This window comes from Rhizobium sp. 3T7, from assembly GCF_020166565.1.
Classification (GTDB): domain Bacteria; phylum Pseudomonadota; class Alphaproteobacteria; order Rhizobiales; family Rhizobiaceae; genus Rhizobium.
Genome location: NZ_JAIQXS010000005.1, coordinates 58,658 through 82,918, shown reverse-complemented (window position 1 = coordinate 82,918; position 24,261 = coordinate 58,658). Strand labels below are relative to the sequence as shown.

Sequence of the window (24,261 nt, the reverse complement as noted above, 5' to 3'; positions counted from 1 at the left end):
GTCCATTTTACATTCGCTTTTGATACGGAGACTTAGCGGCTGCCAAGGTCGCGCACCGCGCCGCGGTCGGCGCTGGTTGCGAAGGCCGCATAGGCCTTCAGCGCGGTCGTGACGTTGCGCTTGCGATGTTCAGCCGGATGCCAGCCCCTCTCCTCCTGCTCGGCGCGGCGGTTCGCCAGCTCCTTGTCATCGACGCGCAGGCTGATGATGCGGTTCGGGATGTCGATGTCGATCATGTCGCCCTCGCGAACCAGGCCGATCGTGCCGCCGTTTGCGGCTTCCGGCGAGACGTGACCGATGGAAAGGCCGGAGGTGCCGCCAGAGAAGCGGCCGTCGGTGATCAGCGCGCAGGCCTTGCCGAGACCCTTCGACTTCAGGTAGCTCGTCGGATAGAGCATTTCCTGCATGCCGGGACCGCCCTTCGGGCCTTCGTAGCGGATAACCACGACATCGCCGGCGACGACTTCGTTCGAGAGGATGGCCTTCACCGCCGCGTCCTGGCTTTCGTAAACCTTGGCCGGACCGGAGAACTTCAGGATCGATTCATCGACACCCGCCGTCTTCACGATGCAGCCGTCTAGCGCGAGGTTACCCTTAAGAACCGCAAGGCCGCCATCCTTCGAGAACGGATGCTCCACAGAACGGATAACGCCCTTTTCACGGTCCGTGTCGAGTTCGTCCCAGCGTGCCTCCTGGCTGAAGGCTACCTGGGTCGGGACACCGCCGGGTGCTGCGCGATAGAACTTGCGGACGGTCTCGCTGCTGGTGCGGGTGATGTCCCAACGATCGATCGCATCGCCGAGCGTTTCGGCATGGACCGTCGGGCATTCGCGGTTGAGCAGGCCACCCTTATCCAGTTCGCCCAGGATCGACATGATGCCGCCGGCACGGTGAACGTCTTCCATGTGGACGTCGTTCTTTGCCGGCGCGACCTTGGAGAGGCAGGGAACGCGGCGCGACAGCGCGTCGATGTCGGCCATCGTGAAATCGATCTCGCCTTCGTGCGCGGCCGCCAGGATGTGCAGAACCGTATTCGTCGAGCCGCCCATCGCGATATCGAGCGCCATCGCGTTCTCGAAGGCCTGCTTGGAGGCAATCGTGCGCGGCAGAGCCTTGACGTCGTCCTGCTCGTAGTAGCGGCGGGCGAGATCGACGATCAGGTGACCAGCCTCGACGAATAGGCGCTTGCGGTCGGCATGCGTTGCGAGCGTCGAGCCGTTGCCGGGCAGCGACAGGCCAAGCGCTTCGGTCAGGCAGTTCATGGAATTGGCGGTGAACATGCCCGAGCAAGAGCCACAGGTCGGACAGGCAGACCGCTCGATCACCTTGACGTCTTCGTCGCTGATCTTGTCATCGGCGGCCGCGACCATAGCGTCGACGAGATCGAGCGCGTGGGTCTTGCCGTGCAGGACAACCTTGCCGGCTTCCATCGGGCCGCCGGAAACGAAAACCGTGGGGATGTTGAGGCGGAGCGAGGCCATCAGCATGCCGGGGGTGATCTTGTCGCAGTTCGAGATGCAGACCATGGCGTCGGCGCAATGGGCATTGACCATGTATTCGACGCTGTCGGCGATCAGTTCGCGAGACGGCAGCGAATAGAGCATGCCGTCATGGCCCATGGCAATACCGTCGTCGACGGCAATGGTGTTGAACTCCTTGGCGACGCCACCGGCGGCTTCGATTTCGCGGGCGACGAGCTGGCCGAGGTCCTTGAGGTGGACGTGGCCGGGCACGAACTGGGTGAAGGAATTCACCACCGCAATGATCGGCTTGCCGAAATCCGAATCCTTCATGCCCGTGGCGCGCCAAAGGCCGCGCGCACCCGCCATGTTGCGGCCGTGGGTCGTGGTTCTGGAACGATAAGCTGGCATTGGTGTATTCCTCACGTGTCGGAAATCGTCGGCGATGCGGGGCGGCAACAGGATTGTTCGGCCGGGCTATCGCTTTTGGAATTGTCCTAATCCAAACGACCTGTACTGTCACTACCGGGAAGCCCGAAACCGGTACGCCTGCGCCGACGGGCGCATCGACCATATACGGTCGCAGCGGTCATTTTGTTACAAACTATTCCATCAAACAGCGTACACAAAAAGTTGGCTTTCCGCAGCCGTGCCGGTGGGCATAAACAATGATCCAAGGACGCACTTGATGCGTTGAAGGTTTATGCCAAGCTCCAATGCTCAGGAGGTTTCCGATGCCAGCCTATCGTCCCCCCAAGATCGCATCTTCGGAGATCACGCCGCAACAGCTCTATCTCAGGCGCCGCGAATTCCTCGGCGCCGCGACGCTAGGCGCCATGGCGCTGTACGGAGCCAGCAAAGCCAGCGCCGCGGCACTGTCGGTCATCGAAAGCAAATATACTGTCGACGAGAAGACGACGCCCCTGAAGGATGTCACCACCTACAATAATTTCTACGAATTCGGTCTGGATAAGGGCGATCCTGCGGCACTCTCCGGCGATTTCAAGCCGCTCCCCTGGACGATCAAGGTCGACGGCATGGTCAACAAGCCCGGCACGTTCGATGTCGAAGCGCTGATGAAGGGATTCCCGATCGAAAACCGCACCTACCGCATGCGCTGTGTCGAGGCGTGGTCGATGGTCATTCCGTGGGACGGCTTCCCGCTTGCCTCCCTCCTCAACAAGGTGGAGCCACTTGGCAGCGCCAAGTACGTCGCCTTCGAAACGGTGGTACGGCCGGACCAGATGCCGGGGCAGAAAGGTATCTTCCAATCGCTCGACTGGCCCTATGTCGAAGGCCTTCGGCTCGACGAAGCGCGCCATCCACTGACGCTGCTTGCCGTCGGTCTCTATGGCGAAACCTTGCCGAATCAAAACGGTGCGCCGATCCGGCTGGTCGTGCCCTGGAAATATGGCTTCAAGGGCATCAAGTCGATTGTGCGGATCACTCTGACCGACCAGGAGCCGAAGAACACCTGGCAGGTCACCAATCCGCAGGAATACGGCTTCTACGCAAATGTCAATCCGGAGGTCGATCACCCGCGTTGGAGCCAGGCGACGGAACGGCGCATCGGCGAAAGCGGTTTCTTCGGCGCCAGCCGCCATCCCACCCTGCCGTTCAACGGCTATGCCGACGAGGTGGCCAGCCTCTACAGCGGCATGGATCTCCGGAAGAATTTCTGATGACGGCCCTCTCGTTCAGTCTCCCGAAACGCTGGCAGTCGGCCTCCGTTTGGGCTCTCTATGCCGTCGGGCTGCTGCCCGCTGCTTGGACCTTTTATCTCGGCGCCACGGATCAGCTCGGCGCCGACCCCGTAAAGACCTTCGAGCTGTTTCTCGGCCTCTGGACGATCCGCTTCCTCATTCTGACGCTGGCCATCTCCCCCGCCCGCGATCTCTTCGGCTGGAATTATCTTCGCTATCGCCGCGCGCTCGGCCTTCTGACCTTTTACTATGCCCTGATGCATTTCACGGTCTACATGGTGCTCGATCAGGCATTGATCATTCAAGCCGTCGTCGATGACGTCGTGAAGCGGCCCTTCATCATGTTCGGCATGGCCGGGTTCGCGCTGCTCATCCCACTTGCGCTGACTTCCAACAACTTCTCAATCCGCCGCCTCGGGCCGAACTGGGTGCGGCTGCACCGCCTCGTCTATATCGTCGCTGCCGCTGGTGCCGTGCACTTTGCGCTATCGACGAAAGTTCTCGGCCTCGAGCAATCCGTCTATATCAGCCTGCTGATCCTCCTGATCCTCTACCGCTCCTACCGGCCCATCGCGCGCAGCAGGAAGGCCAAGAATGGGCGTGGAACGCAGGCACAGCAGGCGGCCGTGCGCCAGCGGGTGGCCGGTTGACCGAATTGTCATCGGCGGCAAAATCCGCCACCATGTGCGGACGGAAACACCCTGCCCAGTCTATCTCTACCGCGACCCGAATTTTTCGGCGTGCGGCGACACCTTTGCTGCCGCAGCACCGCTTAAAGAGGTCATTTCCGTCTATGGCGGCGGAGGTCTTGTTGGTGAAGGCGGTCAGTGCCGCGTTCGGGGGAGCGGTCGTCTTCAAGGAGGAGGACACGGGCCAGTATTTCCTTGGCGTATAGGGGAGACGGAACACAGCACGCTTTAGAGCCGCAATGCGAAGTGTCGGTGAGATCGCTATCGTCGCGGAGCCGCCACCTGCCCGTCTGATCCATTTCAACAAGCAACGCGAACGGCCGAAGCGTAGCGAGCCGAAAGGCTGATCCCTAAACGAAAACAGCCGGGCTTGGCCGCCCGGCTGTTTTGCTTCCGGCGAACCGGAAAGGATTAAGCGGCTTCAGCTGCAGCAGCTTCGGCTTCAACGCGAGCCTTGTCGGCTGCGCCCTTGGCGTAGGTGTCGCGGTCAACGAATTCGATGACAGCAAGAGCAGCGTTGTCGCCCTGGCGGAAGCCAGCCTTCATGATACGCAGGTAGCCGCCGTTGCGGGTTGCGTAGCGCGAAGCGATCGTGTCGAAGAGCTTTGAAACGACAGCGGCGTCGCGGATCTGCGAGATCGCCTGACGACGAGCGTGCAGGTCGCCGCGCTTGCCGAGCGTGACGAGCTTTTCAACGATCGGACGGATTTCCTTTGCCTTCGGCAGGGTGGTCACGATCTGCTCATGGGTGATGAGCGAAGCCGCCATGTTGGCAAACATTGCCTTGCGGTGGCTAGCGGTTCTATTCAGCTTGCGGCCGGCTTTACCGTGGCGCATGGCTATTCTCCTTCACTTGCAGGCATCCGCCTGCCGTTTGAATGTTAGTACTGGTCTTCGTAACGCTTGGCGAGATCTTCGATGTTCTCAGGCGGCCATGCCGGCACTTCCATGCCGAGGTGCAGGCCCATGGAAGCGAGAACTTCCTTGATTTCGTTCAGCGACTTGCGACCAAAATTCGGCGTGCGGAGCATTTCTGCTTCGGTCTTCTGAATGAGGTCGCCGATGTAGACGATGTTGTCGTTCTTCAGGCAGTTTGCCGAGCGAACAGACAGTTCGAGTTCGTCTACCTTCTTGAGGAGTGCCGGGTTGAAAGCGAGTTCGGTGACTGCTTCCTCTTCGGTTTCCTTCTGCGGCTCGTCGAAGTTGACGAACACGCCAAGCTGATCCTGGAGGATGCGAGCCGCGAAAGCGACGGCATCTTCGCCGGAGATCGAACCATCGGTTTCGATCGTCATATTCAGCTTGTCGTAGTCGAGAACCTGTCCTTCACGGGTGTTTTCCACCTTGTAGGACACCTTCTTGACCGGCGAATAAAGGCTGTCGACCGGGATGAGACCGATCGGAGCGTCTTCCGCACGATTGCGATCGGCCGGAACGTAGCCCTTGCCGTTGTTGACGGTGAATTCCATGCGGATTTCGGCGCCCTCGTCGAGCGTGCAGATCACATGCTCGGGATTGAGGATCTCAATGTCGCCGACCGTCTGGATGTCGCCAGCCGTTACAACGCCCGGGCCCTGCTTACGCACGACCATGCGCTTTGCGTCATCGCCATCCATCTTGATGGCGATTTCCTTGATGTTGAGGACGATGTCCGTAACGTCTTCGCGGACGCCCGGGATCGACGAGAACTCATGCAGCACGCCGTCGATCTGCACGGCCGTCACTGCAGCACCGCGCAGCGAGGACAGCAAAACGCGGCGAAGCGCGTTGCCCAGGGTGAGGCCGAAACCGCGCTCCAGTGGCTCAGCTACTAGCGTCGCCTTGGTGCGCGAGCTCGAAGAGAACTCGACCTTGTTCGGCTTGATCAATTCCTGCCAGTTTTTCTGAATCATATTTTTGCCTTCCGTTCGTTGCCACCATCCAATCGTGGCAACCGAGCTTGAGAAGCACCGGGAGCGAAAATCCGCTCACCGGTGTTGTGAATGGCGATGATCAGACGCGGCGCTTCTTGCGCGGGCGGCAACCATTGTGCGGGATCGGCGTCACGTCGCGGATGGACGTGATCATGAAACCAGCAGCCTGGAGCGCGCGCAAAGCGGATTCACGACCCGAACCCGGACCGCAAACTTCGACTTCCAGCGACTTCATGCCATGTTCCTGGGCCTTCTTGGCGCAGTCTTCAGCAGCAATCTGAGCAGCGAACGGGGTCGACTTGCGCGAGCCCTTGAAGCCCTTAGCGCCAGCCGACGACCAGGCAATCGCGTTGCCCTGCGCGTCGGTGATGGTGATCATCGTGTTGTTGAAGGTCGAATTGACGTGGGCAACACCCGACGAAATGTTCTTACGTTCGCGACGACGAACGCGGACGGCTTCCTTGGCCATTTAAATCCCTTTCTTGGATCTCTGCACCGCCGTAATGCCAGCGGCTACACCGGAACGAGACCTTACGGCCCTGCCCCAAACTCAAAAGAGGCCGGCGCAGACCGCCAGCCCCCTCACCTCCGGTTTCCCGGAAATTACTTCTTCTTACCAGCGATGGCCTTTGCCGGACCCTTGCGAGTACGAGCATTGGTGTGCGTGCGCTGACCGCGGACCGGAAGGCCACGACGATGACGCAGGCCACGGTAGCAACCGAGGTCCATCAGACGCTTGATGTTCATCGAGGTTTCGCGACGCAGGTCACCTTCGACCTGATAATCACGGTCGATGGTTTCGCGGATCTGCAAAACTTCGGAGTCCGTCAGCTGATGGACGCGCTTGTCAGCCGGCAGGCCAACCTTTTCCATGATTTCCTGCGCGAATTTTGAACCGATCCCGTGAATATAGGTCAGCGCGATAACGACGCGCTTCGCAGTCGGGATGTTGACGCCAGCGATACGTGCCACGCCTATTCTCCTTGCGTTCCCGTTGCCATCCGGCAAGAGGCTTTTCGTTATGCGACCGAACCGGCCGCTCGTTCAAATTTGGGTTCGTACATGTCAAAACGACCGAACCCGGACTTCCTTTGGAAATCCGCGCCGATCGCATAAATGTCGCGAGTTGGCGCGGTGTTTAGCGGAATCGGTGCTGAAAAGCAACCGCTTCCGCCAAGTTTATTTTCAAAGACTAAAGCTTCGAAAGTATCTTATCGATCTCACCGGTGACGTGATCGATGTCCGCCATGCCATCAACCGACTTTAGCTTGCCTTTGGCATAGTAGTAGCCGATCAGCGGAGATGTTTCCTTGTAGTAGGCCTGCAGGCGCGTCACGACCGTTTCCCGATTGTCGTCAGGCCGGCGCTTGAAGTGAGTCGAGCCGCAACGGTCACAGACACCTTCTTCCTTCGGCTTGACGTTGGTGTCGTGGTAGCCTGCACCGCAGTTCGCGCAGGTGTAGCGCCCCGAGACACGGTCCGCGAGGACGTTGTCGTCCACCTGAATCTCGATCACGGTCGAGAGTTCGAGGCCCTTGCTCTTCAGCATGGTCTCCGTCGCGTCGGCCTGAACCAGCGTGCGTGGAAATCCGTCGAGGATGAACCCTCTGGCGCAATCCGGGGCATCCAGACGCTCGGACACGATGGCATTGACGATCTCATCGGAGACAAGCTTGCCGGCGTCCATGACGGCCTTGGCCCGCCTGCCTACCTCCGTGCCAGCCGCAACGGCAGCACGAAGCATGTCACCCGTGGAAAGTTGCGGAATTCCGTACTTCTCCACGATCCGCTGAGCCTGGGTCCCCTTACCCGCGCCCGGCGGCCCTAACAGTATGAGTCTCATCGCCCCCTCTTTCCTCCGCGCAACTTCGATTTCTTGATCAAGCCTTCGTACTGCTGTGCGATCAGATGACCTTGAATCTGTGCCACCGTATCGAGAGTTACGCTAACCACGATCAAGAGCGAAGTGCCACCCAGGGACAACGGAATGCCCGTTTGCGACACAAGAATTTCAGGCAGAATGCACACGAAAACGAGGTAGATCGCGCCAATCACCGTAATGCGGGTCAGCACATAGTCGATATATTCTGCAGTCCGCTCGCCCGGACGGATACCGGGGATGAAGCCGCCATGCTTCTTCAGATTGTCGGCGGTGTCCTTCGGATTGAAGACGATAGCCGTGTAGAAGAAGGCGAAGAAAGCGATCAGCATACCGTAGAGCAGCATATAGAGCGGCTGGCCATGGCCGAGCGCTGCCACAACCGCGGTTGCCCATGCCGGCAAGGATGTGGTGTTCGCGAAGCCCGCGAGCGTCGCCGGCAGCAACAGCAGCGAAGACGCGAAGATCGCCGGGATAACACCCGAGGTGTTGAGCTTCAGCGGCAGGTGTGAAGTGTCACCCTGGAACATGCGGTTGCCCACCTGACGCTTCGGATACTGGATCAGGAGGCGGCGCTGCGCACGCTCAACGAAAACGATGATGCCGATGATGGCAATCGCAATGACGATAACCGCGAGAATCAGCGTCGTCGACAGGGCGCCGGTCCGGCCGAGCTCGAGGGTGCCCGCGAGAGCCTGCGGAAGGCCGGCTGCGATACCTGCGAAGATGATCAGAGAAATGCCGTTACCAATGCCGCGTGAGGTGATCTGTTCGCCGAGCCACATCAGGAACATCGTGCCGCCAAGCAGCGTAACAACCGTGGAAACGCGAAAGAAGATGCCGGGATCGACAACCAGGCCGTTGCCGCTCTCAAGACCGACGGAGATGCCGTAGGCCTGAAGCGCTCCAAGAAGCACCGTGCCGTAGCGCGTGTACTGGTTGATAATCTTGCGGCCCTGCTCGCCTTCCTTCTTCAGGTTCTCAAGCGCCGGGACGACCGACGTCATCAGCTGCACAATGATCGAAGCGGAAATGTAAGGCATGATGCCGAGCGCAAAGATTGCCATGCGCTGTACGGCGCCGCCCGAGAACATGTTGAAAAGGCCGAGAATCCCGCCAGCCTGGCCGCGGAAGGCCTGGGCATAAGCTTCTGGATTAAGGCCCGGGAGCGGAATGTGGGTACCGAGCCGGTACACGAGGAGAGCTGCCAGTGTGAACCACAGGCGCTTCTTGAGATCCTCGGCTTTGGCGAAGGTCGAGAAATTGAGGTTGGAAGCCAACTGTTCCGCTGCAGACGCCATGCGATTCTCCGCGCTACCAATTTCGGGCTCAAGCCAAGCGAGGTGCAGGACCCGGAATCAGCATTCTGAATTATTCAAAAGCGGGCTTCGGACGGATTGCGGACGCAACCTATGCCTCACCCTTGTGTTCGTTCCTACCGTTTATGACGCACGTGCGTCCAGCCGGTTTTTGTGAGGCTCACATATGGGAGCAAAATCGCCCGGTGTGAAGCACCCCGGGCGACTTATCATAATATTAATTATTCTGCAGCTGCGGCAGAAAGAAGCGTGACGGAACCGCCAGCCTTTTCGATCTTTTCGATCGCCGGCTTGGAAGCGCCAGCAACTTCGAACTTGACCTTTGCCTTCAGCTCGCCGTCGGCGAGAACGCGAACACCGTCCTTGACGCGACGGATCACGCCGGCAGCCTTGAGAGCTGCTGCGTCGACAGTTGCCTTGGCGTCGAGCTTGCCGGCATCGATGGCAGCCTGAACACGCTCAAGCGACACGACGACGAAGTCGGCCTTGAAGATGTTGTTGAAGCCGCGCTTCGGCAGGCGACGGTAGATTGGCATCTGGCCGCCTTCAAAACCGTTGATGGCGACGCCGGAACGGGACTTCTGACCCTTCACACCGCGACCACCGGTCTTACCCGAGCCCGAACCAATACCGCGGCCGAGGCGCTTGCGGCTGTGGGTCGAACCATCGTTGTCTTTGATTTCATTGAGTTTCATAGCGAATCTCCCGGCTTACTTCTCGTCGACGACGCGAACGAGATGCTGGACAGCACGGATCATGCCACGAACGGAAGGGGTATCTTCCAGCGTGCGGCGACGGTGCATCTTGTTGAGTCCGAGGCCGATCAGCGTGCGTTGCTGGACGTCCGGACGACGAATCGGGCTGCCGATCTGTTCGACAGTAACCGTCTTCGCTTCAGTCTTCTTGGTAGCCTTAGCCATCTGTCAGACTCCTCTTATTCTTCAGAGGCATTGCCAGAAGCGGCACGGCGAGCCTGGAGCGTTGCATACTTGATGCCGCGCTGAGCTGCGATGTCCTTCGGGTGAACCTGGTGCTTCAGAGCGTCGAAGGTAGCGCGAACCATGTTGTATGGGTTCGAGGAACCGGTCGACTTGGCGACAACGTCGTGAACGCCGAGCGTTTCGAAAACGGCGCGCATCGGACCACCGGCAATGATACCGGTACCGACCTTGGCCGAACGAAGCAGAACCTTGCCGGCGCCATGGCGGCCATGAACGTCGTGATGCAGCGTACGGCCGTCACGCAACGGTACAAAGATCAGTTCGCGCTTGGCAGCTTCAGTCGCCTTGCGGATTGCTTCCGGCACTTCGCGTGCCTTGCCGTGACCGAAGCCAACGCGGCCCTTCTGGTCACCAACGACGACGAGAGCGGCGAAACCGAAACGGCGGCCACCCTTAACAACCTTAGCAACGCGGTTGATCGCGACCAGCTTGTCGACGAATTCGCTATCGCGCTCTTCACGGGCCTGGCGGTCTTCCCGCTGCGGCCTTCTTTCCTGTGCCATTGTCCTCTTCCTTTTTCTTTTCCGGGTGCAATCGGCAAACAAAACGAGGACCGCATCGGCCTCCCCTTTCGGGACGCCTGCGGTCCGGTGATATCCGGCCGGTGCCTTTAGGATGCCGGCCGGAAACTTTATTAGAAGGACAGACCGCCTTCGCGGGCTGCTTCTGCCAGGGCCTTGATGCGGCCGTGGTAGATGAAGGCGCCGCGGTCGAATACGACGTCCTTGACGCCGGCCTTCGAGGCGCGCTCAGCAACGAGCTTGCCTACGAGGGCAGCTGCTGCCGTGTCAGCACCGGTCTTCAGAGAACCGCGCAGATCCTTGTCGAGGGTCGAGGCAGACGCGAGCGTCTTACCGGCGACATCGTCAATGATCTGAGCATAGATGTTCTTCGACGAGCGATGAACCGACAGGCGCGGACGGCCATTGGCCACCGACTTGAGGTGACGACGCACGCGGTTGGCACGACGTGCAAGTGCTTCTTTCCTGCTAGCCATTTCGCGTGATCCTTACTTCTTCTTGCCTTCTTTGCGGACGATCCGCTCTTCGGCATACTTGACGCCCTTGCCCTTGTAAGGCTCAGGACCGCGGTATTCGCGGATTTCAGCGGCAACCTGGCCGACCTGCTGCTTGTTGATGCCGGAAACGACGATTTCCGTCGGCTTCGGCACAGCGATCGAGATGCCCTGCGGCGGCTCATAAACAACGTCATGGCTGAAGCCGAGCGCCAGCTGCAGGTTCTTGCCCTGCAGAGATGCGCGGTAACCAACGCCGTTGATTTCGAGCTTGCGCTCGTAGCCATCCTTAACGCCCTTGAAGATGTTCTCGATCATCGTGCGGGACATGCCCCACTTTGCACGAGCATCCTTCGTCTGGCTGAGCGGCGTCACGACAACCGCATTGTTTTCGAGCTTCACGCCGACTTCGTCGTTTGCGACGAAGAACAGCTCGCCCTTCGGGCCCTTAGCGGTAACCTTCTGGCCATCGACCGTAGCCGTGATCCCAGCAGGTACCTGAACGGGCTTTTTACCGATACGAGACATGTTTCAATCCTGTCTGTTCGCCATGGAGATCCTTGCCCAGTCTTAGAAGACCGAGCAAAGAACCTCGCCACCAACGTTCTGTTCGCGAGCCTGGTGATCGGCCATCACGCCCTTCGGGGTCGAAAGGATGGTGATGCCGAGGCCGTTCGCGACCTGCGGAATGGACTTGACCGAGACATAAACCCGGCGGCCCGGCTTGGACACACGGCCGATCTCACGGATCACCGATGCGCCTTCATAGTACTTGAGTTCGATGTTGAGCTCCGACTTGCCATTGCCGAAATCGACAACGGAATAGCCACGGATGTAGCCTTCAGACTGCAGAACATCGAGAACGCGTGCACGGAGCTTCGAAGCAGGCGTCGAGACCGACGACTTGCGGCGAGAAGCGCCGTTGCGGATGCGAGTGAGCATATCGCCCAACGGATCAGTCATTGTCATCTAACCTGCTCCTTACCAGCTCGACTTGACGATACCCGGCACCTTGCCGAGATTGCCGAGTTCACGCAGCGCGATACGCGACATGCGCAGTTTGCGGTAGTATGCGCGCGGACGGCCCGATACTTCGCAACGGTTGCGAATGCGGGTCTTGGATCCATCGCGCGGCAGGGATGCCAGCTTGATCGAGGCCTTGAACCGCTCTTCGATCGGAAGAGCCTGGTTCATGATGATCGCCTTTAGAGCTGCGCGCTTGGCAGCCTGGTTGGCGACCGTAGTACGGCGGCGCTTGTTCTTTTCAACTGCGCTTGTCTTCGCCATGTGCGGTTCCTTTTCTACGCTCGTCGTTACGGTTACTGACGGAACGGGAAGTTGAACTCTGTCAGCAGAGCCCGCGCTTCGTCGTCCTTCGTTGCCGTCGTGCAAACGATGATGTCCATGCCCCACATCTGATCAACCTTGTCGTAATTGATCTCAGGGAACACAATGTGCTCCTTGATGCCCATGGCGAAGTTGCCACGGCCGTCAAAGCTTTTCGGGTTCAGGCCGCGGAAGTCGCGAACGCGCGGAAGCGCGATGTTCACGAGACGGTCCAGGAACTCGTACATGCGAGCGCCGCGCAGGGTGACCTTTGCGCCGATCGGCATCTGCTCGCGGACCTTAAAGCCAGCGATGGAGTTGCGCGCACGGGTGATGACCGGCTTCTGACCAGCGATAGCGGCCAGGTCAGCTGCAGCAACAGTTGGCTTCTTCGAATCAGCCGTCGCTTCGCCAACACCCATGTTGATTACGATCTTGTCGAGCTTCGGGATCATCATCTCGTTGGCGTAGGAGAACTTCTCCTGCATAGCCGCACGGATGCGCTCGACGTATTCCTTCTTGAGCCGCGGCTCATACTTTGCCTCAGCCATCAGATCACCTCACCGGAACGCTTGGCCACACGGACCTTCTTGCCGTCAACAACCTTGAAACCAACGCGGGTCGGCTTGCCGTCCTTGTCGATGATTGCAACGTTGGACAAGTGAACCGAGGCTTCCTTGCTGATGATGCCGGCTTCCTGGGTCTGCGTCTGGCGCTGGTGGCGCTTTACGACGTTGACGCCACGAACAACGGCGCGATCTTCCTTGGGCAGAACCTGAAGGACTTCGCCGGTACGGCCCTTGTCCTTGCCTGCGAGCATGACGACCTTGTCGCCCTTACGAATCTTTTGCATCGTTCGCGCTCCTTACAGTACTTCGGGAGCCAGCGAGATGATCTTCATATGGTTCTTGGCGCGAAGTTCGCGCGGAACCGGTCCGAAGATACGGGTGCCGATCGGCTCTTTCTTGTTGTCGATGAGGACTGCTGCATTCGTGTCGAAGCGGATGATGCTGCCATCAACGCGACGGATTTCCTTGGCGGTACGAACGACCACCGCCTTCATCACGTCACCCTTCTTCACGCGGCCACGCGGGATCGCTTCCTTGATCGAAACGACGATAACGTCGCCGATCCCGGCATACTTGCGCTTCGAGCCGCCCAGCACCTTGATGCACATGACACGACGTGCGCCGGAATTATCCGCCACGTCGAGGTTTGTTTGCATCTGAATCATATCAGGTCGCCTTCTTGGTTTACCGGAATGGTTGGGCTGCGAGCCCCCTTTCCCGGCTTATGAAAATTGTCAGCCGGCCGCTTGCTACGAGAGCAGGCGAAAACACGGCATAGCTTGAATAGCGCGGGATCGATCGTGCCAGGGTGGTTTCCCAACGGGACCTTCCGTGCGCTCAAAGCAAAAGAACGCCCGACGGACGAGCGTTCTGACGCTGCTTCATACAGATATTTCCGCGAGACGCAAGGCCTCGCGCAAAAATCTTACTTGGCCTGGGCGGAAACGACCGTCCAACGCTTATCCTTCGAGATCGGCGCGCATTCCTCGATGGATACGGTATCGCCGATCTTGTACTGGTTGTTTTCGTCGTGAGCCTTGTACTTCTTGGAACGACGAACGGTCTTCTGGAGCAGCGGGTGAGCGAAACGACGCTCAACGCGAACTACGACAGTCTTCTCGTTCTTGTCGCCAACGACAACGCCCTGCAGAATGCGCTTCGGCATGATCTTTTCCTTTACGCCTTTGCTTCTGCCGCCTTTTGGCGGGCAATGGTTTTCACGCGGGCGATGTCCTTGCGAACTTCGTTGATGCGCGAGGACTTTTCCAGCTGGCCGGTTGCCTTCTGGAAGCGCAGGTTGAACTGCTCCTTCTTCAGGTCGGCGAGCTTGTCCTTGAGCTGGTCGGCCGTGAGGCCGCGTACTTCTTCGGCTTTCATCTGCCTTGCTCCTTACTCTGCAATGCGCTGAACGAAGCGCGTCTTGACCGAGAGCTTGGCAGAGCCGAGGCGAAGCGCTTCGCGAGCAATTTCTTCGCTGACACCGTCGATTTCGAACATCATACGGCCTGGCTTGACCTTGCATGCCCAATACTCAACAGAGCCCTTACCCTTACCCATACGGACTTCGGTCGGCTTTGCGGTTACCGGAACATCCGGGAACACGCGGATCCATACACGGCCGGCGCGCTTCATGTAACGCGTGATCGCGCGGCGGGCCGCTTCGATCTCGCGCGCATTCACGCGGTTCGGCTCTTGAGCCTTAAGGCCGAATTCGCCGAAGGCCAGGTCTGAACCACCCTTGGCGACGCCCTTGATGCGGCCCTTAAATTGCTTGCGGTACTTGGTACGCTTTGGCTGCAACATTTTCTTATTCTCCGAACTTATCTGCCACCAACGCTATCAAGCGTTGTCGCGGCGACGATCGCGATCACGGCTTGCCGGACCCTGAGCGTCACCCTCGAGTGCGCGGCGCTCGGAGGCCATCGGATCGTGCTCAAGGATTTCGCCCTTGAAGATCCAAACCTTGATGCCGCAGATGCCAAAAGCGGTTTCCGCTTCAGCCGTACCGTAGTCGATGTCAGCGCGCAGCGTGTGCAGCGGAACGCGACCTTCGCGGTACCACTCCGTACGAGCGATTTCAGCACCGCCGAGACGGCCTGCGCAGGTGATCTTGATGCCTTCGGCGCCAAGACGCATCGCAGACTGAACGGCACGCTTCATGGCGCGACGGAAAGCAACACGACGCTCAAGCTGCTGAGCGATCGACTGTGCGACGAGCGTTGCGTCGACTTCCGGCTTGCGAACTTCAACGATGTTGAGGTGCGTTTCGGAATTCGTCATCTCCGACAGCTTCTTGCGGAGCTTGTCGATGTCTGCGCCCTTCTTGCCGATGATCAGGCCCGGACGAGCCGAGTGGATCGTGACGCGGCACTTTTTGTGCGGACGCTCGATGACCACCTTGGCGATACCGGCCTGCTTCAGTTCGCTCATCACGAACTTGCGCATCTTCAGGTCTTCGTGCAGCAGCTGGCCGTACTCGGCATTGTCCGCAAACCAGCGGCTATCCCAGGTACGGTTGATGCCAAGACGGAAACCGATTGGATTAATTTTCTGACCCATTATGCGGCCTCCTCTTGTGCCTGCACTTCGCGGACAACGATCGTGAGGTGCGCGAACGGCTTCTCGACTCGAGATGCACGGCCACGGCCACGAGCGTGGAAACGCTTCATGACGATCGACTTGCCTACGTAGGCTTCTGCGACAACCAGCGTGTCAACGTCGAGATCGTGGTTGTTCTCGGCGTTTGCGATCGCAGATTCGAGCGTCTTCTTGACGGCGCCTGCGATACGCTTGCGGGAGAATTCCAGCTCAGCGAGTGCACGATCGACCTTCTTGCCGCGGATAGCCGCAGCAACGAGGTTGAGCTTCTGTGGGCTGACGCGGAGCGTACGGGCGACTGCTTGCGCCTCGTTGTCCTTCAGCCGGCGTTCGGCTTTTGCCTTGCCCATGATTACTTCCTCTTTGCCTTCTTGTCCGCACCGTGACCGTAGTAGGTCCGGGTCGGAGAGAATTCACCGAATTTGTGACCGACCATGTCTTCATTGACACTGACCGGAACATGCTTGCTGCCGTTATAGACGCCGAAGGTGAGACCGACGAACTGCGGCAGGATCGTGGAGCGACGGCTCCAGATCTTGATTACTTCTGCACGTCCGCCTTCACGAACCTTCTCAGCCTTCTTGAGAAGATAGCCGTCAACGAACGGACCTTTCCATACTGAACGAGCCATTGGAGACTTCCTCTCTTACTTCTTACGCTGATGACGCGAGCGCATGATCATCTTGTCAGTCGACTTGTTCGACCGGGTGCGCTTGCCCTTGGTCGGCTTACCCCACGGAGTAACCGGGTGACGACCACCAGAGGTGCGGCCTTCACCACCGCCGTGCGGGTGGTCGACAGGGTTCATGACAACACCGCGGTTATGCGGACGCTTGCCGCGCCACACCGTACGACCGGCCTTGCCGTCGTTGATGTTGGCGTGATCAGGGTTCGAAACCGCACCGATCGAAGCAAGGCAGGTGCCGTGCACGAGGCGCTGCTCGCCAGAGTTCAGGCGAAGGATCGCCATGCCCTGGTCGCGGCCGACGAGCTGTGCGTAGGAACCAGCAGAGCGAGCGATCTGACCACCCTTGCCCGGCTTCATTTCCACGTTGTGGATGATGGAGCCGACCGGGATGAACTGCAGCGGCATGGTGTTGCCGGGCTTCACGTCGACGGCCTTCTCCGAAGCGATGACCTTGTCGCCGGCAGCAAGGCGCTGCGGAGCGATGATGTAGGCCTTTTCGCCGTCAGCATAGGTCACCAGCGCGATGAACGCGGTACGGTTCGGATCGTATTCGATACGCTCGACGGTGCCTTCGACGTCGAACTTGCGACGCTTGAAGTCGACCAGACGATAAGTGCGCTTGTGACCACCGCCGATGAAGCGGGCGGTGATGCGGCCGAGGTTGTTACGACCGCCGCTCTTGGTCAGACCTTCCGTCAGCGCCTTGACCGGCTTGCCCTTGTAGAGCGAGGAGCGATCAACGATGACCAGCTGACGCTGGCTCGGGGTCGTCGGATTGAATGTTTTCAATGCCATTTTTTTATTCCTCAGAGACCGGTGGAGACGTCGATCGTCTGGCCTTCAGCCAAAGTCACGATTGCCTTCTTCACGTCCTTCTGCTTGCCGGCAATACCGCGAAAACGCCTGGTCTTGCCCTTGCGGAGCAGAGTGTTGACGGCCGTGACCTTGACGCCGAAGAGCGCCTCGACTGCAGCCTTGATTTCCGGCTTCGACGCCGTCTTGGCGACGTTGAAAACAACCTGGTTGTTTTCCGATACCAGAGTGGACTTTTCGGTGATCGCCGGCGAGACGATCACATCATAGTGGCGAAGATCGGTCACTTGAAACGCTCCTCTAGAGCTTCAACGGCAGCCTTGGAAAGCACGAGCTTACCGCGGCGCACGATGTCATAAACGTTGATGCCCTGGATCGGCAGAACATCGATATTCGGGATGTTCTTGGCTGCGAGCTTGAAGTTGCCATCAAGTTCAGCGCCACCGATGAAGAGAGCGTTGGTCAGGCCGAGCGTCTCGAAAACGGAAGCCAGTGCCTTGGTCTTTGCTTCTGCAGCAACCAGGCTATCGATGATGATGACATCATCGGACTTCAGCTTGGCCGAGAGGGCGTGCCGCAAACCGAGAGCACGAACCTTCTTGGGAAGATCGTGTTCGTGGCTGCGAGCGACCGGGCCGTGGGCCTTACCACCGCCGCGGAACTGCGGAGCGCGAGCAGAATGGTGACGAGCGCGGCCCGTACCCTTCTGCTTGTACATCTTGGCGCCGGTGCGCGAAACGTCCGCGCGGCCCTTTGCCTGGTGCGTGCCCTGCTGCTTCTTGGCAAGCTGCCAGCGGATCACGCGGGCAAGAATGTCTTCGCGGGGCTCAAGGCCGAAAATCGCGTCAGAAAGAGAAACCTTCCCTGCGTCTTTTCCCTCGAGGGTCTTGACGTTGAATTCCATTGGTCTGGCTCCCTTACTTCGCGGCCGACTTGACGGCGTCGCGCACAATGATCCAGGCACCCTTGGAACCGGGTACTGCACCCTTGATCAGGATCAGACCGCGATCTTCATCGGTCGAAACCACTTCAAGGTTCTGAGTCGTAACGCGCGTCTGGCCCATGTGACCAGCCATCTTCTTGTTCTTGAAAACCTTGCCCGGATCCTGACGTGAACCCGTCGAACCATGCGAGCGGTGCGAAACAGACACACCGTGCGTGGCGCGAAGACCGCCGAAACCGTGACGCTTCATGGCGCCCGCAAAGCCCTTACCGATCGTCGTACCCGTCACATCGACGAGCTGACCAGCTGCGAAGTGACCAGCCTTGAGCTCGGTGCCAACCTCGAGGAGGTTGTCTTCCGTGACGCGGAATTCCGCGAGCTTGGCCTTCGGCTCGACGTTGGCAACAGCGAAGTTGCCGCGCATCGCCTTCGACGTATTCTTGACCTTCGCCGTGCCAGCACCGAGCTGAACTGCGGCGTAGCCGTTCTTTTCCACTGTGCGCTGGGCTACAACCTGGCAGCCTTCCATACGCAGTACTGTTACCGGAACATGTTCGCCGGCGTCGTTATAGACGCGGGTCATGCCGACCTTCTGTGCAATCACACCTGAACGCATCGGTTCAATCCTTCCAACTCAGCTCGAGCTAGGCTCAGAGCTTGATCTCAACATCGACACCAGCGGCGAGATCGAGCTTCATCAGCGCGTCCACCGTCTGCGGTGTCGGGTCAACGATGTCGAGAAGGCGCTTATGCGTGCGCATCTCGAACTGCTCGCGGCTCTTCTTGTCGATGTGGGGGGACCGGTTGACCGTAAACTTCTCGATGCGAGTCGGAAGCGGAACGGGGCCCCGGACGCTAGCTCCGGTGCGCTTCGCCGTCGACACGATCTCGCGCGTCGAAGCGTCGAGAATGCGGTGATCGAACGCCTTCAGGCGAATGCGGATATTTTGGCCGTTCATTCGACGTTATCCTTGTGTTTGTTATCCCGTGCACCTTTCGGATAGGCACGGTCTGTTTTTATTCCTAAGGCGGACCACCGGTTTCAAAGATCGAGAGAGGCGCCGGGTTACGGTGTCCCTATCCAGTCTTCAGGCCTTCCAGCCCACCTTATTGTTTGCTGTAGTCACCCGCTTCGACGAACGAAGCAGGGCGCAAATCGCGCTCGCGCGCCATTTGCAACATTTCGCTGTAATAAGCAAGCGGCTAGAGCCGCTTGCATCATAATAATGTCATCGAATCGGCCGCCTCAGACGAAGTGGCCGGCTTTCGATTACTCGACGATGGAGGCGACGATGCCTGCGCCGACGGTACGGCCGCCTTCGCGGATAGCGAAGCGCAGCTTTTCTTCCATCGCGATCGGAACGATCAGCTCGACGTCAACCGTGACGTTGTCGCCAGGCATAACCATTTCCGTGCCTTCCGGCAGGGTGACGATGCCGGTCACGTCCGTCGTGCGGAAGTAGAACTGCGGACGGTAGTTGGTGAAGAACGGCGTATGACGGCCGCCTTCTTCCTTCGTCAGGATGTAGGCCTCAGCCTTGAACTTCTTGTGCGGCTTGACAGAGCCCGGCTTGCACAGGATCTGACCACGCTCGACGCCGTCACGGTTCACACCGCGAACCAGTGCACCGATGTTGTCGCCAGCCTGGCCCTGGTCGAGCAGCTTGCGGAACATTTCAACGCCGGTAACCGTCGTCTTCGAGGTCGGGCGGATGCCGACGATTTCGACTTCTTCACCAACCTTGACAATGCCACGCTCGACGCGGCCGGTCACGACCGTACCACGGCCGGAGATCGAGAACACGTCTTCGATCGGCATCAGGAACGGCTGGTCGATCGGGCGCTCAGGCGTCGGAATGTAGGCGTCAACAGCCGCCATCAGCTCGCGGATCGCGTCTTCGCCGATCTTCTTGTCGGAGTCTTCCAGAGCAGCAAGAGCCGAACCCTTGATGACCGGAATGTCGTCGCCCGGGAAGTCGTAGGACGACAGAAGCTCGCGCACTTCCAGCTCGACGAGCTCGAGAAGCTCGGCGTCGTCAACCTGGTCAACCTTGTTGAGGAACACGACGATCGCCGGAACGCCAACCTGGCGAGCCAGCAGGATGTGCTCGCGGGTCTGCGGCATCGGGCCGTCAGCTGCCGAGCACACCAGGATCGCGCCGTCCATCTGAGCGGCACCGGTGATCATGTTCTTGACGTAGTCGGCGTGGCCGGGGCAGTCAACGTGGGCATAGTGACGGTTCGGCGTCTCATATTCGACGTGCGCCGTCGAGATGGTGATGCCGCGGGCCTTTTCTTCCGGAGCCGCGTCGATCTGGTCGTACGCCTTGAACTCGCCGAAGTACTTCGTGATCGCTGCCGTCAGAGACGTCTTGCCGTGGTCAACGTGGCCGATCGTGCCGATGTTAACGTGCGGCTTGTTGCGCTCAAACTTACTCTTTGCCATGTGGGCTCTCCACTCTTTTAAGGTCCCCTGAGGGATCTAATTCTTGTTATCGGTCAATTGGTATTCCGGTCACTTCTGACCGGAATACTTCGCCTGGATTTCGGTCGCGACGTTCGAGGGGACCGGTGAATAGTGATCAAACGTCATCGTGTACTGCGCGCGGCCCTGAGACATGGAGCGCAGGTTGTCGACGTACTTGAACATGTTCGCCAGCGGGACGTTCGCGTTGATAACAACCGCGACGCCACGGCTTTCCTGACCTTGGATCTGGCCACGGCGAGAATTCAGGTCGCCGATCACGTCGCCGACGTAATCTTCCGGCGTGACAACTTCGACCTTCATCATCGGCTCGAGCAGCTGAGCGCCGGCCTTCTTGGCTGCTTCACGGAAGCAGGCGCGAGAAGCGATTTCGAACGCGAGGACAGACGAGTCAACATCGTGGAAGGCACCGTCGATGAGCGTCGCCTTGACGCCGAGCATCGGGAAGCCCGCCAGCGGACCGGAGGACAGAACGCTTTCGATACCCTTCTGAACGCCCGGAATGTATTCCTTCGGAACAGCACCGCCGACGATCTTGGATTCGAACTTGAAGTCGTCGCCTTCCGGGTTCGGTTCGAAGACGATCTTGACGCGCGCGAACTGACCGGTACCACCGGACTGCTTCTTGTGCGTGTAGTCTTCTTCGTGCTGGCGTGTGATGGTTTCACGGTAAGCAACTTGCGGCGCACCGACGTTTGCTTCCACCTTGAACTCGCGACGCATACGGTCGACGATGATGTCGAGGTGAAGTTCGCCCATGCCGGCGATGATCGTCTGGCCGGATTCCTGGTCGGTCTTGACACGGAAGGACGGGTCTTCAGCAGCCAGGCGGTTGAGCGCGAGGCCCATCTTTTCCTGGTCGCCCTTGGACTTCGGCTCGATCGCGATCTGGATGACCGGCTCGGGGAATTCCATGCGCTCGAGAATAACAGGCTTCAGCGGATCGCAGAGGGTGTCACCCGTGGTGGTTTCCTTGAGACCGGCGAGAGCAACGATGTCGCCTGCGAAAGCCTCATCAATGTCTTCACGCGAATTCGAGTGCATCTGCAGCATACGGCCGACACGCTCGCGCTTGTCCTTGACCGTGTTCAAAACCGACGAACCCTTTTCGAGCTTGCCGGAGTAGATGCGTGCGAAAGTCAGCGAACCGACGAAGGGGTCGTTCATGATCTTGAACGCGAGCATCGAAAGCGGCTCGGAGTCGTCAGCATGGCGTTCGATTTCGGCTTCAGTCTTGAAGTCGATGCCCTTGATCGCCGGAATGTCGAGCGGCGACGGCAGGTAGTCGACAACCGCGTCGAGCAGCGGCTGAACGCCCTTGTTCTTGAAAGCAGTGCCGCAGAACATCGGATGGAACTTGACGTCGATCGTACCGCGACGGACGAGCGCGCGGATCTGATCGTTGTCAGGCATGTTGCCTTCGAGGTAGGCTTCCATCGCGGCTTCGTCGATCTCGACAACGGTCTCGATCAGCTTTTCGCGATATTCTTCGGCCTTAGCCTTCAGGTCTTCCGGGATTTCGACGACGTCCCACTGAGCGCCGAGCGATTCATCGCGCCATACGAGAGCGTTCATCTCGATCAGGTCGACGACGCCCTTGAAGTCGCTTTCTGCGCCGATCGGCAGCTGCATGACGACAGCCGTTGCGCCGAGACGTGTCTTGATCATCTCGACCGAGCGGTAGAAGTCCGCACCGGTCTTGTCCATCTTGTTGCAGAAGATCATACGCGGAACGTTGTACTTCTCAGCCTGACGCCAGACGGTTTCCGTCTGCGGCTCAACACCTGCGTTGGCATCAAGAAGAGCAATAGCACCGTCGAGAACGCGCAGCGAACGCTCGACTTCGATGGTGAAGTCGACGTGGCCGGGGGTGTCGATGATGTTGAAGCGGCGCATCTTGCCGTCACGGCCCTTCCAGAAGGTCGTGGTGGCAGCGGAGGTGATCGTGATGCCACGCTCCTGCTCCTGCTCCATCCAGTCCATCGTGGCCGCGCCATCGTGCACTTCGCCGATCTTGTGCGACTTGCCGGTGTAGTAAAGGATACGCTCGGTCGTCGTCGTCTTGCCGGCGTCGATGTGCGCCATGATACCGAAATTACGGTAGTCTTCGATTTTATATTCGCGAGCCATTGTGGACTGCCTTTCGAACCCGTTCGGGATTACCAGCGATAATGCGAGAACGCACGGTTGGCATCAGCCATCTTGTGCGTGTCTTCGCGCTTCTTGACCGCGGAACCACGGTTGTTGGATGCATCGAGAAGCTCGCCCGACAGTCGGTCGACCATGGTCGTTTCGTTGCGCTTGCGCGCAGCAGCAATCAGCCAGCGGATCGCCAGGGCCTGACGGCGCTCCGGACGAACATCAACCGGAACCTGATAGGTTGCACCACCAACGCGGCGCGACCGGACTTCAACGTGCGGAGCAACGTTGTCCAGAGCCTGATGGAACACGCCGAGCGGCTCCTGCTTGGACTTGCCCTGCACGGCGTCGAATGCGCCGTATACAATGCTCTCTGCGACAGACTTCTTGCCGTCAAGCATGATTGCATTCATGAACTTGGTAACAACCAGATCGCCGAACTTCGGATCCGGGTTGATCTCGCGCTTTTCTGCTCTGTGACGTCGGGACATACTTCTCGTCTCTTCAATTGTTTAGGCGCTCTACCACGCGGAGGACCTCGCGCAGCGCCGGGATTTCAAAACCGAATTACTTCGGACGCTTCGCACCGTACTTCGAACGGCGCTGCTTGCGGTTCTTGACACCCTGGGTATCGAGAACGCCGCGAATGATGTGGTAACGGACACCCGGAAGGTCCTTAACGCGGCCGCCACGGATCATGACGACAGAGTGTTCCTGAAGGTTGTGACCTTCACCGGGAATGTAACCAATGACTTCGAAGCCGTTGGTCAGACGGATCTTTGCGACCTTACGGAGAGCCGAGTTCGGCTTCTTCGGCGTCGTCGTGTAGACGCGGGTGCAAACGCCGCGCTTCTGAGGGTTTTCCTGCAGGGCAGGAACCTTATTACGCTTTACGTTCGCCTGACGCGGCTTGCGGATAAGCTGGTTTACGGTAGGCATTCAACCATCCCTTACGTTTATATCTCAATCCCTTGCGGGCGTAACTCGCGCCGTCTCCGGCAAGATCACACGCTTGTCTCAATGCGCAAAACGTGGCCCGATCCGCTTTCGCAGATGGACCACTGAGAGCAGAGGACGCAAAAGACATGCGTCATGCGTGCAGGCATCATATCTTCAACGTGCGTTTCGAACCTTGTTTGAGGTGATCTCCGGGGCGCGTCGCCCCGAATGGCCATGCCTCACATGGGTCCGGATGGCGCGGGTACTACTGGTTTCCCGTCGTCTCGTCAAGGCCGTTAAGAAATAAACTTCGGCGGAACGCCTTGAAACCGGGCCATTGCGCGCTCTTTTGGGGCTTCTAAGCGAATTCGCCACCGACAGCCAAGATAAACTTGAGCATCGGAGCAAAAAGCAGCTATGGAATCACTGATTGCAGCCGCTAAGCGCATGAAATCAGATTCAAATCTCGAATCGAAGGACATCCGATGATTACCGCCCCCGACAATGACAACAATTCCGAAGGACCGATGGTCTTCATCATCATCGGCAAGGGCTATCAGTCCGATGACAGCGACGGCGTCGACCTCCACATCATGCTCAAGGCGGCCGATGACGACAGCGCCGTGCGCGAAGCCCTGAACGCTCTCGCCGAAGAAGGCTTCATCGAGGCGGACCTCGACCAGATCGGCATGCTGACCGAAGTCCCGGAAGAGGAGCCGCATGCCTCCGCCTACCAGGGCGCGGTCGACGGCGAAGTCGCGATCATCCGCTTCAGCTGAGAC

Annotated in this window: 35 protein-coding genes; 3 read left to right on the top strand and 32 right to left on the bottom strand. The window is 59.0% G+C overall.

Annotated elements, in window-relative coordinates; genetic code table 11:
- Positions 1-32 precede the first annotated feature (32 nt).
- The gene (gene ilvD, locus K9B32_RS09535; protein WP_224561669.1) at positions 33-1,871 is read right to left on the bottom strand and encodes a dihydroxy-acid dehydratase; all 1,839 of its coding nucleotides are present in this window, start codon (positions 1,869-1,871) and stop codon (positions 33-35) included.
- Between the two features lie 323 nt (positions 1,872-2,194).
- On the opposite strand from ilvD, the gene msrP reads away from it, so the two are divergent.
- Both msrP and msrQ read left to right on the top strand, forming a co-directional pair.
- The gene (gene msrP / locus K9B32_RS09530) at positions 2,195-3,142 is read left to right on the top strand and encodes a protein-methionine-sulfoxide reductase catalytic subunit MsrP (RefSeq protein WP_224561668.1); all 948 of its coding nucleotides are present in this window, start codon (positions 2,195-2,197) and stop codon (positions 3,140-3,142) included.
- Complete coding sequence (gene msrQ / locus K9B32_RS09525; RefSeq protein WP_224561667.1) at positions 3,142-3,813, top strand: protein-methionine-sulfoxide reductase heme-binding subunit MsrQ; 672 nt, start codon at positions 3,142-3,144, stop codon at positions 3,811-3,813. Before msrP ends, msrQ begins: the two co-directional genes overlap by 1 nt.
- A gap of 450 nt (positions 3,814-4,263) precedes the next feature.
- Here the strand turns inward: msrQ and rplQ are convergent, their stop codons facing one another.
- The 31 genes from rplQ to rpsL all read right to left on the bottom strand — a co-directional run bounded on the left by rplQ (position 4,264) and on the right by rpsL (position 23,479).
- Positions 4,264-4,689: a 50S ribosomal protein L17 gene (rplQ, locus tag K9B32_RS09520; RefSeq protein WP_007531696.1), complete on the bottom strand. Its 426-nt coding sequence runs from the start codon at positions 4,687-4,689 to the stop codon at positions 4,264-4,266.
- A 44-nt stretch (positions 4,690-4,733) separates the two neighbouring features.
- Positions 4,734-5,744 (bottom strand): DNA-directed RNA polymerase subunit alpha, encoded by a 1,011-nt coding sequence (locus K9B32_RS09515; protein WP_007787729.1) that lies wholly within the window; start codon positions 5,742-5,744, stop codon positions 4,734-4,736.
- 100 nt (positions 5,745-5,844) lie between these two features.
- Positions 5,845-6,234, bottom strand: a complete 390-nt coding sequence (rpsK, locus tag K9B32_RS09510) for a 30S ribosomal protein S11 (protein WP_003547577.1) — start codon at positions 6,232-6,234, stop codon at positions 5,845-5,847.
- Between the two features lie 134 nt (positions 6,235-6,368).
- Complete coding sequence (gene rpsM / locus K9B32_RS09505) at positions 6,369-6,737, bottom strand: 30S ribosomal protein S13 (RefSeq protein ID WP_024314765.1); 369 nt, start codon at positions 6,735-6,737, stop codon at positions 6,369-6,371.
- Positions 6,738-6,957: 220 nt separating this feature from the next.
- Positions 6,958-7,608 (bottom strand): adenylate kinase, encoded by a 651-nt coding sequence (locus K9B32_RS09500; protein ID WP_007787731.1) that lies wholly within the window; start codon positions 7,606-7,608, stop codon positions 6,958-6,960.
- Positions 7,605-8,945 (bottom strand): preprotein translocase subunit SecY, encoded by a 1,341-nt coding sequence (gene secY, locus K9B32_RS09495; protein WP_224561666.1) that lies wholly within the window; start codon positions 8,943-8,945, stop codon positions 7,605-7,607. The genes K9B32_RS09500 and secY overlap by 4 nt, the downstream gene beginning before the upstream one ends.
- 239 nt (positions 8,946-9,184) lie before the next feature.
- A complete protein-coding gene (gene rplO / locus K9B32_RS09490; RefSeq protein ID WP_224561665.1) occupies positions 9,185-9,658 on the bottom strand; it encodes a 50S ribosomal protein L15 in 474 nt (157 codons plus the stop codon).
- A 15-nt stretch (positions 9,659-9,673) separates the two neighbouring features.
- Entirely contained in the window at positions 9,674-9,883 is a 210-nt protein-coding gene (gene rpmD, locus K9B32_RS09485; protein WP_007531681.1) for a 50S ribosomal protein L30, read from the bottom strand.
- A 14-nt stretch (positions 9,884-9,897) separates the two neighbouring features.
- Positions 9,898-10,467 (bottom strand): 30S ribosomal protein S5, encoded by a 570-nt coding sequence (rpsE, locus tag K9B32_RS09480; RefSeq protein ID WP_007531680.1) that lies wholly within the window; start codon positions 10,465-10,467, stop codon positions 9,898-9,900.
- Positions 10,468-10,598: 131 nt separating this feature from the next.
- Entirely contained in the window at positions 10,599-10,961 is a 363-nt protein-coding gene (gene rplR, locus K9B32_RS09475; RefSeq protein ID WP_007531679.1) for a 50S ribosomal protein L18, read from the bottom strand.
- A 12-nt stretch (positions 10,962-10,973) separates the two neighbouring features.
- Positions 10,974-11,507: a 50S ribosomal protein L6 gene (rplF, locus tag K9B32_RS09470; RefSeq protein ID WP_224561664.1), complete on the bottom strand. Its 534-nt coding sequence runs from the start codon at positions 11,505-11,507 to the stop codon at positions 10,974-10,976.
- Positions 11,508-11,549: 42 nt separating this feature from the next.
- The gene (gene rpsH, locus K9B32_RS09465; RefSeq protein ID WP_004674934.1) at positions 11,550-11,948 is read right to left on the bottom strand and encodes a 30S ribosomal protein S8; all 399 of its coding nucleotides are present in this window, start codon (positions 11,946-11,948) and stop codon (positions 11,550-11,552) included.
- A 12-nt stretch (positions 11,949-11,960) separates the two neighbouring features.
- Complete coding sequence (rpsN, locus tag K9B32_RS09460; protein WP_003573787.1) at positions 11,961-12,266, bottom strand: 30S ribosomal protein S14; 306 nt, start codon at positions 12,264-12,266, stop codon at positions 11,961-11,963.
- A gap of 32 nt (positions 12,267-12,298) precedes the next feature.
- On the bottom strand, positions 12,299-12,856 hold the full coding sequence (rplE, locus tag K9B32_RS09455; RefSeq protein ID WP_007787736.1) for a 50S ribosomal protein L5: 558 nt from the start codon (positions 12,854-12,856) through the stop codon (positions 12,299-12,301).
- Positions 12,856-13,158, bottom strand: a complete 303-nt coding sequence (rplX, locus tag K9B32_RS09450) for a 50S ribosomal protein L24 (protein WP_224561663.1) — start codon at positions 13,156-13,158, stop codon at positions 12,856-12,858. Before rplX ends, rplE begins: the two co-directional genes overlap by 1 nt.
- A 12-nt stretch (positions 13,159-13,170) precedes the next feature.
- On the bottom strand, positions 13,171-13,539 hold the full coding sequence (gene rplN, locus K9B32_RS09445) for a 50S ribosomal protein L14 (RefSeq protein ID WP_007787738.1): 369 nt from the start codon (positions 13,537-13,539) through the stop codon (positions 13,171-13,173).
- A 260-nt stretch (positions 13,540-13,799) separates the two neighbouring features.
- Positions 13,800-14,039 (bottom strand): 30S ribosomal protein S17, encoded by a 240-nt coding sequence (rpsQ, locus tag K9B32_RS09440; RefSeq protein ID WP_007787739.1) that lies wholly within the window; start codon positions 14,037-14,039, stop codon positions 13,800-13,802.
- An 11-nt stretch (positions 14,040-14,050) separates the two neighbouring features.
- Positions 14,051-14,251, bottom strand: coding sequence for a 50S ribosomal protein L29 (rpmC, locus tag K9B32_RS09435; RefSeq protein WP_007531673.1), 201 nt, complete (start codon positions 14,249-14,251; stop codon positions 14,051-14,053).
- Between the two features lie 12 nt (positions 14,252-14,263).
- Entirely contained in the window at positions 14,264-14,677 is a 414-nt protein-coding gene (rplP, locus tag K9B32_RS09430) for a 50S ribosomal protein L16 (RefSeq protein ID WP_003573792.1), read from the bottom strand.
- Positions 14,678-14,713: 36 nt separating this feature from the next.
- Positions 14,714-15,433, bottom strand: coding sequence for a 30S ribosomal protein S3 (gene rpsC, locus K9B32_RS09425; protein ID WP_007531669.1), 720 nt, complete (start codon positions 15,431-15,433; stop codon positions 14,714-14,716).
- Positions 15,433-15,822: a 50S ribosomal protein L22 gene (gene rplV / locus K9B32_RS09420; RefSeq protein ID WP_007787740.1), complete on the bottom strand. Its 390-nt coding sequence runs from the start codon at positions 15,820-15,822 to the stop codon at positions 15,433-15,435. The genes rpsC and rplV overlap by 1 nt, the downstream gene beginning before the upstream one ends.
- Before the next feature lie 2 nt (positions 15,823-15,824).
- Positions 15,825-16,103, bottom strand: a complete 279-nt coding sequence (gene rpsS / locus K9B32_RS09415; protein ID WP_007531666.1) for a 30S ribosomal protein S19 — start codon at positions 16,101-16,103, stop codon at positions 15,825-15,827.
- 15 nt (positions 16,104-16,118) lie between these two features.
- Positions 16,119-16,955, bottom strand: a complete 837-nt coding sequence (gene rplB, locus K9B32_RS09410) for a 50S ribosomal protein L2 (protein WP_007787741.1) — start codon at positions 16,953-16,955, stop codon at positions 16,119-16,121.
- A gap of 11 nt (positions 16,956-16,966) precedes the next feature.
- Positions 16,967-17,260, bottom strand: a complete 294-nt coding sequence (locus tag K9B32_RS09405; RefSeq protein ID WP_007787742.1) for a 50S ribosomal protein L23 — start codon at positions 17,258-17,260, stop codon at positions 16,967-16,969.
- Positions 17,257-17,877, bottom strand: coding sequence for a 50S ribosomal protein L4 (gene rplD, locus K9B32_RS09400; protein WP_224561662.1), 621 nt, complete (start codon positions 17,875-17,877; stop codon positions 17,257-17,259). The genes K9B32_RS09405 and rplD overlap by 4 nt, the downstream gene beginning before the upstream one ends.
- A gap of 13 nt (positions 17,878-17,890) precedes the next feature.
- Entirely contained in the window at positions 17,891-18,532 is a 642-nt protein-coding gene (gene rplC, locus K9B32_RS09395) for a 50S ribosomal protein L3 (RefSeq protein ID WP_007787744.1), read from the bottom strand.
- Between the two features lie 34 nt (positions 18,533-18,566).
- A complete protein-coding gene (gene rpsJ / locus K9B32_RS09390) occupies positions 18,567-18,875 on the bottom strand; it encodes a 30S ribosomal protein S10 (RefSeq protein ID WP_003547547.1) in 309 nt (102 codons plus the stop codon).
- Between the two features lie 311 nt (positions 18,876-19,186).
- Positions 19,187-20,362 (bottom strand): elongation factor Tu, encoded by a 1,176-nt coding sequence (gene tuf / locus K9B32_RS09385; RefSeq protein WP_018857113.1) that lies wholly within the window; start codon positions 20,360-20,362, stop codon positions 19,187-19,189.
- A 69-nt stretch (positions 20,363-20,431) separates the two neighbouring features.
- A complete protein-coding gene (fusA, locus tag K9B32_RS09380; protein ID WP_007792018.1) occupies positions 20,432-22,531 on the bottom strand; it encodes an elongation factor G in 2,100 nt (699 codons plus the stop codon).
- A 29-nt stretch (positions 22,532-22,560) separates the two neighbouring features.
- Positions 22,561-23,031, bottom strand: a complete 471-nt coding sequence (gene rpsG / locus K9B32_RS09375; RefSeq protein WP_007531641.1) for a 30S ribosomal protein S7 — start codon at positions 23,029-23,031, stop codon at positions 22,561-22,563.
- A gap of 76 nt (positions 23,032-23,107) precedes the next feature.
- Complete coding sequence (gene rpsL, locus K9B32_RS09370; protein WP_003547537.1) at positions 23,108-23,479, bottom strand: 30S ribosomal protein S12; 372 nt, start codon at positions 23,477-23,479, stop codon at positions 23,108-23,110.
- Positions 23,480-23,964: 485 nt separating this feature from the next.
- Between rpsL and K9B32_RS09365 the strand changes: the two genes are divergently transcribed.
- Positions 23,965-24,258, top strand: coding sequence for a hypothetical protein (locus tag K9B32_RS09365; protein WP_007792012.1), 294 nt, complete (start codon positions 23,965-23,967; stop codon positions 24,256-24,258).
- Positions 24,259-24,261: the final 3 nt, after the last annotated feature.

What these genes read in the sequence shown, in the direction of transcription:
- msrQ (WP_224561667.1), top strand. Translation starts at nt 3,142, where the DNA reads ATGACGGCCCTCTCGTTCAGTCTCCCGAAACGCTGGCAGTCGGCCTCC.
- rplF (WP_224561664.1), bottom strand. Translation starts at nt 11,507, where the DNA reads ATGTCTCGTATCGGTAAAAAGCCCGTTCAGGTACCTGCTGGGATCACG.
- rpsG (WP_007531641.1), bottom strand. Translation starts at nt 23,031, where the DNA reads ATGTCCCGACGTCACAGAGCAGAAAAGCGCGAGATCAACCCGGATCCG.
- rpsH (WP_004674934.1), bottom strand. Translation starts at nt 11,948, where the DNA reads ATGACAATGACTGATCCGTTGGGCGATATGCTCACTCGCATCCGCAAC.
- rpsK (WP_003547577.1), bottom strand. Translation starts at nt 6,234, where the DNA reads ATGGCCAAGGAAGCCGTCCGCGTTCGTCGTCGCGAACGTAAGAACATT.
- rplV (WP_007787740.1), bottom strand. Translation starts at nt 15,822, where the DNA reads ATGGGCAAGGCAAAAGCCGAACGCCGGCTGAAGGACAACGAGGCGCAA.
- rpsJ (WP_003547547.1), bottom strand. Translation starts at nt 18,875, where the DNA reads ATGAACGGCCAAAATATCCGCATTCGCCTGAAGGCGTTCGATCACCGC.
- msrP (WP_224561668.1), top strand. Translation starts at nt 2,195, where the DNA reads ATGCCAGCCTATCGTCCCCCCAAGATCGCATCTTCGGAGATCACGCCG.
- K9B32_RS09500 (WP_007787731.1), bottom strand. Translation starts at nt 7,608, where the DNA reads ATGAGACTCATACTGTTAGGGCCGCCGGGCGCGGGTAAGGGGACCCAG.
- fusA (WP_007792018.1), bottom strand. Translation starts at nt 22,531, where the DNA reads ATGGCTCGCGAATATAAAATCGAAGACTACCGTAATTTCGGTATCATG.
- rplX (WP_224561663.1), bottom strand. Translation starts at nt 13,158, where the DNA reads ATGCAAAAGATTCGTAAGGGCGACAAGGTCGTCATGCTCGCAGGCAAG.
- K9B32_RS09365 (WP_007792012.1), top strand. Translation starts at nt 23,965, where the DNA reads ATGATTACCGCCCCCGACAATGACAACAATTCCGAAGGACCGATGGTC.
- rplE (WP_007787736.1), bottom strand. Translation starts at nt 12,856, where the DNA reads ATGGCTGAGGCAAAGTATGAGCCGCGGCTCAAGAAGGAATACGTCGAG.
- rplB (WP_007787741.1), bottom strand. Translation starts at nt 16,955, where the DNA reads ATGGCATTGAAAACATTCAATCCGACGACCCCGAGCCAGCGTCAGCTG.
- rpsN (WP_003573787.1), bottom strand. Translation starts at nt 12,266, where the DNA reads ATGGCGAAGACAAGCGCAGTTGAAAAGAACAAGCGCCGCCGTACTACG.
- tuf (WP_018857113.1), bottom strand. Translation starts at nt 20,362, where the DNA reads ATGGCAAAGAGTAAGTTTGAGCGCAACAAGCCGCACGTTAACATCGGC.
- rplP (WP_003573792.1), bottom strand. Translation starts at nt 14,677, where the DNA reads ATGTTGCAGCCAAAGCGTACCAAGTACCGCAAGCAATTTAAGGGCCGC.
- rpsQ (WP_007787739.1), bottom strand. Translation starts at nt 14,039, where the DNA reads ATGCCGAAGCGCATTCTGCAGGGCGTTGTCGTTGGCGACAAGAACGAG.
- rplR (WP_007531679.1), bottom strand. Translation starts at nt 10,961, where the DNA reads ATGGCTAGCAGGAAAGAAGCACTTGCACGTCGTGCCAACCGCGTGCGT.
- rpsL (WP_003547537.1), bottom strand. Translation starts at nt 23,479, where the DNA reads ATGCCTACCGTAAACCAGCTTATCCGCAAGCCGCGTCAGGCGAACGTA.
- rplC (WP_007787744.1), bottom strand. Translation starts at nt 18,532, where the DNA reads ATGCGTTCAGGTGTGATTGCACAGAAGGTCGGCATGACCCGCGTCTAT.
- rplN (WP_007787738.1), bottom strand. Translation starts at nt 13,539, where the DNA reads ATGATTCAGATGCAAACAAACCTCGACGTGGCGGATAATTCCGGCGCA.
- rplD (WP_224561662.1), bottom strand. Translation starts at nt 17,877, where the DNA reads ATGGAATTCAACGTCAAGACCCTCGAGGGAAAAGACGCAGGGAAGGTT.
- rpmD (WP_007531681.1), bottom strand. Translation starts at nt 9,883, where the DNA reads ATGGCTAAGGCTACCAAGAAGACTGAAGCGAAGACGGTTACTGTCGAA.
- rpsS (WP_007531666.1), bottom strand. Translation starts at nt 16,103, where the DNA reads ATGGCTCGTTCAGTATGGAAAGGTCCGTTCGTTGACGGCTATCTTCTC.
- rplO (WP_224561665.1), bottom strand. Translation starts at nt 9,658, where the DNA reads ATGAAACTCAATGAAATCAAAGACAACGATGGTTCGACCCACAGCCGC.
- rpsE (WP_007531680.1), bottom strand. Translation starts at nt 10,467, where the DNA reads ATGGCACAGGAAAGAAGGCCGCAGCGGGAAGACCGCCAGGCCCGTGAA.
- rpmC (WP_007531673.1), bottom strand. Translation starts at nt 14,251, where the DNA reads ATGAAAGCCGAAGAAGTACGCGGCCTCACGGCCGACCAGCTCAAGGAC.
- K9B32_RS09515 (WP_007787729.1), bottom strand. Translation starts at nt 5,744, where the DNA reads ATGATTCAGAAAAACTGGCAGGAATTGATCAAGCCGAACAAGGTCGAG.
- rpsC (WP_007531669.1), bottom strand. Translation starts at nt 15,433, where the DNA reads ATGGGTCAGAAAATTAATCCAATCGGTTTCCGTCTTGGCATCAACCGT.
- secY (WP_224561666.1), bottom strand. Translation starts at nt 8,945, where the DNA reads ATGGCGTCTGCAGCGGAACAGTTGGCTTCCAACCTCAATTTCTCGACC.
- ilvD (WP_224561669.1), bottom strand. Translation starts at nt 1,871, where the DNA reads ATGCCAGCTTATCGTTCCAGAACCACGACCCACGGCCGCAACATGGCG.
- rplQ (WP_007531696.1), bottom strand. Translation starts at nt 4,689, where the DNA reads ATGCGCCACGGTAAAGCCGGCCGCAAGCTGAATAGAACCGCTAGCCAC.